General features: G+C 38.3%; 6 protein-coding genes. All 6 read right to left on the reverse strand.

All coding sequences use genetic code 11. The features are described from left to right. Positions 1-69: 69 nt before the first annotated feature. The gene (locus HMPREF2644_RS06480) at positions 70-1,410 is read right to left on the reverse strand and encodes a replication-associated recombination protein A (protein ID WP_014550847.1); all 1,341 of its coding nucleotides are present in this window, start codon (positions 1,408-1,410) and stop codon (positions 70-72) included. Positions 1,411-1,470: 60 nt separating this feature from the next. After that, positions 1,471-2,088 carry an outer membrane lipoprotein periplasmic chaperone LolA gene (gene lolA / locus HMPREF2644_RS06485; protein ID WP_005690067.1) on the reverse strand — a complete coding sequence of 206 codons (618 nt, stop codon included), beginning with the start codon at positions 2,086-2,088 and terminating at the stop codon, positions 1,471-1,473. Positions 2,089-2,105: 17 nt separating this feature from the next. Further along, the gene (locus tag HMPREF2644_RS06490) at positions 2,106-4,874 is read right to left on the reverse strand and encodes a DNA translocase FtsK (RefSeq protein WP_070828334.1); all 2,769 of its coding nucleotides are present in this window, start codon (positions 4,872-4,874) and stop codon (positions 2,106-2,108) included. Between the two features lies 1 nt (position 4,875). Next, the gene (lrp, locus tag HMPREF2644_RS06495; RefSeq protein ID WP_005653255.1) at positions 4,876-5,355 is read right to left on the reverse strand and encodes a leucine-responsive transcriptional regulator Lrp; all 480 of its coding nucleotides are present in this window, start codon (positions 5,353-5,355) and stop codon (positions 4,876-4,878) included. A 79-nt stretch (positions 5,356-5,434) separates the two neighbouring features. Further along, positions 5,435-6,811 carry a DNA repair protein RadA gene (radA, locus tag HMPREF2644_RS06500; protein ID WP_070828335.1) on the reverse strand — a complete coding sequence of 459 codons (1,377 nt, stop codon included), beginning with the start codon at positions 6,809-6,811 and terminating at the stop codon, positions 5,435-5,437. A gap of 233 nt (positions 6,812-7,044) precedes the next feature. Then, positions 7,045-8,091 carry a CYTH domain-containing protein gene (locus HMPREF2644_RS06505; protein ID WP_070828336.1) on the reverse strand — a complete coding sequence of 349 codons (1,047 nt, stop codon included), beginning with the start codon at positions 8,089-8,091 and terminating at the stop codon, positions 7,045-7,047. Positions 8,092-8,192 lie beyond the last annotated feature (101 nt).

An 8,192-nucleotide genomic window follows, 5' to 3' on the forward strand; every position in this document is an offset into this window, starting at 1 on the left:
GGTCAATTTTAAAACAGTTTTCAAATTAACCGCACTTTCATTCCATTCTAAAAAAATCCTAAATAAAGATTATTTATACCGTTTTTTCACCGCACTTTTATCTTGCTCACGTAACCGTTCTAGTTTTTCCTTAATCTGAATTTCCATACCTCTATTTGTCGGAAAATAATATTGAGTGTCTTTTAATTCAGGTGGGAAATAATTTTCGCCTGCCGCATAAGCGTTAGGTTCATCGTGGGCATAACGATATTCAGCCCCATAGCCAAGCTCTTTCATTAAATTAGTCGGCGCATTGCGTAAATGTGGTGGAACATCGTAATCGGGTAAATCTTTCGCTTGCTGTTTCGCAGTGTTAAATGCGGTATAAACTGCATTACTTTTTGGCGCTACCGCAAGATAAATAATGGCTTGGGCGATGGCTCGCTCTCCTTCATAAGCCCCGACTCGAGTAAAGCAATCCCAAGCAGCCAATGCGACTTGCATAGCACGAGGATCTGCATTTCCCACATCTTCTGAAGCTATGGCAAGTAATCGGCGCACGACATATAAAGGGTCTCCACCCGCTGTCAAAATTCGTGCATACCAATACAGCGCAGCATCTGGAGCAGAACCGCGAACAGATTTATGTAGCGCAGAAATTAAATCATAGAAACGATCACCTTGTTTATCAAATCTCGCTTGACGTTCGCCTAAGACTTCTTTTAATAAAGTGCGGTCAATTTTCTTTCCATTTTCCGTTTCATCTGCCATATCCACCATTAATTCGAGGCAATTCAAGGCTAATCGTGCATCCCCATTAACATATTCGGCAAGCACTTGCAGTAAATTCTCTTCTAAAATTAACCGCTCTTTACCCAATCCACGTTCAGGATCTTCTACAGCTTGCTGCAAAACTTGTTCAATTTCAGCCGTTGTGAGTGATTTCAGCACATACACTCGGGCACGAGAAAGCAACGCATTATTTAGCTCAAAAGAGGGATTTTCTGTTGTCGCCCCAATAAAAATAACGGTTCCGTCTTCAATGTGCGGTAAAAATGCATCTTGCTGGCTTTTATTAAAACGATGGACTTCATCCACAAATAAGATAGTTTTACGATCTGCAAGACGATTTTGTTTTGCACGCTCAATCGCTTCACGAATTTCTTTGATACCACTCGTCACCGCAGAAATTCGCTCTACTTCCGCATTAATACGTTGTGCTATGATTTCTGCAAGGGTTGTTTTCCCCGTACCTGGTGGGCCCCACAAAATCATTGAATGAATATGACCAGCTTGGATAGCTTTTCGCAGTGGCTTGCCCTCGCCAATTAAATGGCTTTGCCCAAAATATTGTTCTAGACTCGTTGGACGCATCTTGGCCGCCAGTGGGCGAAAATCATTTTCGGCAAAATCAAAATTGAGGTTAGACATTTTTATTTCTCACAAAATTGAAGGGCGTATTTCTACGCCCTTATTTCAAATAATCATTCATTATTTTTTGCGTTGATCATCAACTTCAATGCCTTTTTCTGGCTTGAATTGGAACAAGCTATCAGACAAGGTTTGATTAGTAATATTACGTAAAACATAAAGATTGGTTTGCCCATCTTTCTCTGTCGTACTGAAATTTCGCAATATTCCATTAGCATCAACACGAATATCAAATTGCTTAATGTTGCTTGTGGATAAGGTTGGTTTTAACACAAAGGTATCCGATTGTTGTGTTACCGTATATTGATGCCAATGGCTCTTATCATTGCTGGTAAGCAAAACAAAAGGAGTATTATTTACCGCATCTTTTACCCATTGTGCGGTCACTTGTTGCACAAATGGATCGTAGAACCATAAGGTTTTACCATCAGAAATAATCTGGGTTTCTTGAGGGGTTTTAGTCTCCATACGGAATAAATTTGGGCGTTTAATTTGAAGTTTGCCACTTCCTTGTTGAACATTTTTTCCACTTCCAGAAGTCACTGTTTGCACAAATTCTGCACTTAATACATCGACTTTAGCTAAACGCATTTGTAATTCACTTGCCGCATCAGCCAATGCCAAATTACTCAAACCAAGTAAGGTAAGTGCGGCAAATTTTAAGGTTGTTTTTTTCATTTTACTTTCCTTTTAAATTAGTATTCTGGACGATGCGATAAAATTTCACGCTTACCATTTTGCATTGGGCTGACAATCCCTTGTTCTTCCATTTGATCCATAATACGCGCTGCTCGGTTAAAACCCACGCTGAATTTACGTTGAATAGAAGATACTGAAGTTGTACCAGTATTAATAACAAAGTCCATTACTTCATCAAAGAGTGGATCTAATTCTCCACCGCTTGATATCCCTTTTTCTGAACTTTCCTCATCGTCTGCGCTTTCTAAAATGCCATCGATATAATCAGGCTTACCGCGTGCTCGCCAATCATCGGCAATATTGATGACTTCATCATCACTCATATAGGCTCCATGTACGCGGATTAAATCAGATGAACCTTGTCCAGAATAAAGCATATCTCCACGACCTAAAAGCGCCTCTGCCCCGCCTTGATCAAGAATAGTTCGTGAGTCAATTTTACTTGCCACCGTAAAGGCAATGCGACTTGGAATATTTGCTTTAATTAAACCAGTAATCACATCCACAGAGGGGCGTTGTGTGGCTAAAATTAAATGGATACCAATAGCTCGCGCTTTTTGTGCCAACCGTGCAATCAGTTCTTCGATTTGCTTACCCGCTACCATCATTAAATCAGCAAACTCATCGACAATAACCACAATATAACTCAATTTTTTCAACGCTGGTGGCATTGCATCCATCGTATCGCTCGGTCGCCAAATTGGATTTGGCACAGGCATTCCCATTGCTTCGTATTCATCAATTTTTTCATTAAAGCCTTCGATGTTTCGTACGCGTAAAGCTGAAAGCAACTGATAACGACGTTCCATTTCATCTACGCACCAACGCAACGCATTAGCGGCTTTTTTCATATCCGTTACAACTGGTGTCAGTAAATGCGGAATATCATTATAAACAGAAAGTTCGACGACTTTAGGATCAATCATAATAAATTTCACATCTTCTGGTTGAACACGATAAAGTAAACTTAGAATCATCGTATTCACACCAACAGACTTACCTGATCCCGTAGAACCTGCTACCAATAAATGTGGCATTTTTGCTAAATCAACAATGACTGGTTTGCCACTAATATCTTTACCTAAAGCAATAGGTAAAGTTGCCTTGCTATCACGGAATTCATTGCTATCTAATACATCACGTAATGGCACCATTTGACGATGAAGATTTGGGGTTTCAATACCAATATAAGGTTTACCTGGAATAACCTCTGCCACACGAATAGAACGAAACATCAATGCTCTTGCTAAATCGGTATCGATGCCCGTGACTTTTGATGCTTTCACACCCGGCTGTAATTCTAATTCATAACGCGTAACAACAGGGCCAACAAGCACATCTTTTACGCTGGCTTTTACATTAAAATTGCGTAATTGTTGTTCAATACGCTGTGAGGTTTCCATTATTTCATCTGGTGTAATGCGTTGTTCATTTGGCGGATATTTTAAAAGCAAATCCAAACTAGGTAATGGTGTACTCGGTTTTTCACGTTTTGTTGTTTGCTGTTGAAATGCAGGATGAATCAAGCTACCGCTATAACCTTTATAATTAGGCTCTTGATTTTTGTCTAATTGAACGGCTTCCATATCATCCTGTAAGGATACGTTAAATTTCACTCCATCTTTTTCTAAATCTACCTTTTCATCAACTTGAGTAGTAAAATGATTATCTACCATTTCAGTATTCAAAGATTCATGACTGGGTCTTAATAAAACTGTTGGCATTTCATCTTTTGTTAGCAAAGAAACTTGAGTAAAATCATCCGCACTTTGATTAATTGCTAAATCTTCTTGAACAACTGTTTTTACAGGCTTATTCCAAACTGCGACAAAATCATTTTTGCTTACCCTTTGTTCATCTGAATCACTCGATAAATTCACACTAGGCAAGCTTTCAGAATCAAACCCAAAAGAAAATTGCGGTTTTTCATTCTCTTCGTTCGCGAGTTCATATTCTGATTTTATAGAAACCTCTGGATTTAACCCGCTAATACTAATTAAATGTGATGAAGATGCGTCAATTGAAATATTTTCTGCTTCTAATGATAGCTTTACTGTTTCTATTTCACTATTTTGTTCTACATTGAGATGATTTTGATCTAGATTTTCTGTTTCTGAACGATCTGATTTTACAATCACGATTTGCTCTAATTCTTCTGTTGATTTTTCTTGTTCAGCATTTTCTGATTGCTCATTCTTCATTGTTAGCCAATAATAAAATGCAACAATTAATCGAATTAATGATGCGCCAGAACAAAAAATAAAGCCAATTAAAGCAAACGCAAAACCAATTAAAATTGAACCGAATTTACCTAATACAGGATAAAACCAATTTACAACAAGCGATCCACCCAATACGCCGCCACTCAAATAAAAAGTATTACTTGATAAAAGCAACATACTCACTACACAAAGCCCAATAATTAGCATAATAAATCCGAAACTACGCAGAATAATTCGAGTACAGGAAAGATGTTTAACTGCTTTTGTTTTCAATAAATAAATAGGCACGAGAAAAGCGGTGAAAGGAATAATATGGGCGACATAGCCAAAAAAAACAAAAAAAAGATCGATTATCCACGCTCCAAATGTCCCCACTTTATTAATTGTGTTTCCATACGCGCTGGCTGTAGCCCAAGAATTATCAAGGGGCGTATAACTTGACCAAGCAACAATCAAATAAAGTCCAAAAAGTGCAGTCAATCCTAGCAAAAATTCAGCTAAATACTGTCTTGGCGTAAATCGTTCTGTAATTTGTTTAATCATATCATTTCAATACAAGGAAATTAGTTTGTTTTACTTCTTCCATCACAACATAAGTGCGAGTGTCATTTACACCTGGTAAACGCAATAATGTCGTGCCTAGCAATTTTCGGTATTCCGCCATATCTGCCACACGAGTTTTTAATAAATAATCAAAATCGCCCGATACCAAATGGCATTCTTGAATTTCATCTAACTCTTGAATCGCCGCATTAAATTCTTCAAACACATCGGGCTTACCCCGTACTAATGTAATTTCAACAATTACTAGCAATGGTGCATCCAATAATTCTGGATTTAACAGTGCGCGATACCCCATAATCACACCTTGTTTTTCCAAACGTTTAACGCGTTCTAAACAAGGCGTTGGCGAAAGCCCCACTTTTCTCGACAAATCGATATTGGAAATTTTACCGTTGCGTTGTAATTCATTCAGAATTTTTATATCTATCGCATCCAATGCTTTATTTCGTTTTTTTTCCATTTTCTTTATTTCTTTACACATAAAAAGGAACAACTATTCTACAGAATTTCACTTTCATTTTCAGTAGGCAATGATTTTTTTATAAATTATCTAACACAGCGAGCGCATCCGTGAGTTTTTTCACAGTAAAAACCTGCATATTTTCGACCGCACTTTTCGGCTTATTACCAAAAGGAACAATAGCACGTTTAAAACCGTGTTTTGCAGCCTCGCTAATACGTTCCTGTCCACTTGGTACTGGACGAATTTCTCCCGCTAATCCAACCTCACCAAAGATCACTAAATCTTGTGGCAAAGGGCGATTACGGAAACTAGAAATTAACGCAAGCAATAAGGCTAAATCCGCACTTGTTTCACTAACTTTTACACCACCAACGACATTTACAAAGACATCTTGATCCGCCATTTGCAAACCTCCGTGTCTATGTAAAACCGCCAATAACAACGACAAACGATTTTGCTCTAACCCCACCGCAACACGGCGAGGATTCGCCAACATTGAATGATCTACTAAAGCTTGAATTTCAACTAAAAGAGGGCGGGTGCCTTCCCAAAGCACCATCACGGAACTGCCCGATGTAATCTCATCCCCACGACTTAAAAAGATCGCCGATGGATTTTTCACTTCTCGCAAACCTTGTTCAGTCATACCAAATACACCTAATTCATTCACCGCACCAAAACGGTTTTTATGGCTACGCAAAGTACGATAGCGAGAATCAGCCTCGCCTTCTAATAGTAATGAACAATCAATAGCATGCTCTAACACTTTCGGCCCAGCAAGGGTACCGTCTTTCGTTACATGCCCCACCATAATAATGGCAACTTGGTGGGTTTTCGCATAACGAGTGAGGAAAGAAGCACATTCACGCACTTGTGCCACACTGCCTGGCGATGATTGAATATCCGCCAGATGCATTACTTGGATAGAGTCTACCACTATAATTTGCGGTTTTAACTGATCCGCCAAATTACAAACCTGTTCCACAGAGGTTTCTGACAACATTTTTAATTGATCGTTTGACAATCCCAATCGACTTGCACGCATCGCAACCTGTTGTAACGATTCCTCTCCCGTCACATAAAGTGCGGTCATATTTTTCGCTAAACCACACATGACCTGTAATAACAAGGTACTTTTCCCTGCACCAGGATGCCCACCAATTAAAATCGCACTGCCCGGTACGATCCCACCGCCCAATACCCGATCTAATTCATTAAAGCCACTGGAAAAACGTGGTGTTTCTTGCAAACTAATTTCAGAAAGGGTTTGAATTTTTGCCTGAGTTTCCCCCGCATAGCCACTAAAACGATCATTTTTTGATTTTGCCGTGGAAATTAACCGCACTTCCGTAATGGTATTCCACGCTTTACAAGCCGAACATTGCCCTTGCCAACGAGAAAACTCTGCACCACAATCGTTACATACATAAGCTGTTTTCGGGGCTTTAGCCATTTCATTCTCCGTATTTGCCGTGGGTAAGTATACCCACAGTTAATTTATGTTTATAGTGGTTCCCCTTTGGGAAACATCAAACTACCCCAACGGGGTAGCACTGAGACTAGCCTAGGGTATACCTACCCTAGGTTACATTAAATCCCCTCAGTTAATTATGGTTATAATGCTTCCCCTTTGGGGAACATCAAACTACCCCAACGGAGTAACACTGAGATTAGCCTAGGGTATACCTACCCTAGGTCATAAGATAATTCCATTAATTTGATCATTCGCTCAAAATAAACTCTACTTTTCAAAAGTGCGGTCAATTTTTCAATAGTTTTTTCATTGTCTTTCGTTTCACTGTGAAAACGAATCAAATCACGGATTTCAGCAAAGATTTTCTGATTGCTTTCTAACAAAGCTGGTAAGTGCGTTTCTTTTTGTTTTTCTGTTGCCACCGCTTCTAAGATTTTCCCATTTTCATCATAATAATGATAAAGATTAAAAAATGCCCCTACTCGCTCCACTGTTTTCATAAAATCTTGGCTAAAAAGTGCGGGAGAAAATGATAAGGTTTCTTCCAAAAGTTTCTGTTCCATTTTCAATACGGAATTAAATTTTGCACAAAAATCTACCGCACTTTCTTCTCGTTCTTCTTTTAAGAAATCACGCCATTTATTTAACCAATCTGTTAAAAATTGTTTTGAACCCAGTAAATAACCACGCTTCGCTTTACTTGCGCTACTAAAATAAATATCCCTTTCAAAAGGCAAAGTTTCCACAAAATCAAAAAGATCCTGCACATTGCCAGATTTTAATTCAAATTCAATTTCACAAATAGGCTGTTCATATTCGCCTGCAATAATTTTGCCTTGATCGAATGCCACTTCAATTTTGGATTGTTGAAATTCAACTAACCAAAAAGTGCGGTTAAAATCTGTGGAGAAAATAGGTTGTAATGTAGAGCTAGGTAATTGTTCAAAAGAATAAAGTTCTCTTAATTGCGCATTGGTTGGCGTTTCTTTTTCGGTTAAGGGTAAATTATATTCTGGACGACTATGCAATCCACCAACAACTTCGCCGTTAGTTTTAAGCGTTAATGTAAGTTCTTGATCTTCTTGACGAATACGCAACCCCATTTTTTGTTTAGCAAGAAAATGATCGGGATAATCATAATAGGTGTTACCCAAAAATAAATTTTGATGTTCTAAAATCGTAAATTTTGCAAGATATTGTGGCAATTCAATACCTATTTGTGGCGAAATCGCCAATTTTAATTCAATTTCTTGTAGCATAATATCCCTTACTCAAATTAACTGTTTGAATATACAATACAATAGAAATAAATCAAGATTTTTATGATAACAAACAACAATTACAACACCTTTTTTGCAGT

It is taken from the genome of Haemophilus sp. HMSC071C11 (assembly GCF_001837655.1).
Taxonomy (GTDB): Bacteria; Pseudomonadota; Gammaproteobacteria; order Enterobacterales; family Pasteurellaceae; genus Haemophilus; species Haemophilus influenzae.

Excerpts from the sequence above, each read along its gene's own strand:
- lrp (WP_005653255.1), bottom strand. The coding sequence starts at position 5,355 with ATGGAAAAAAAACGAAATAAAGCATTGGATGCGATAGATATAAAAATT.
- HMPREF2644_RS06480 (WP_014550847.1), bottom strand. The coding sequence starts at position 1,410 with ATGTCTAACCTCAATTTTGATTTTGCCGAAAATGATTTTCGCCCACTG.
- radA (WP_070828335.1), bottom strand. The coding sequence starts at position 6,811 with ATGGCTAAAGCCCCGAAAACAGCTTATGTATGTAACGATTGTGGTGCA.
- HMPREF2644_RS06505 (WP_070828336.1), bottom strand. The coding sequence starts at position 8,091 with ATGCTACAAGAAATTGAATTAAAATTGGCGATTTCGCCACAAATAGGT.
- HMPREF2644_RS06490 (WP_070828334.1), bottom strand. The coding sequence starts at position 4,874 with ATGATTAAACAAATTACAGAACGATTTACGCCAAGACAGTATTTAGCT.
- lolA (WP_005690067.1), bottom strand. The coding sequence starts at position 2,088 with ATGAAAAAAACAACCTTAAAATTTGCCGCACTTACCTTACTTGGTTTG.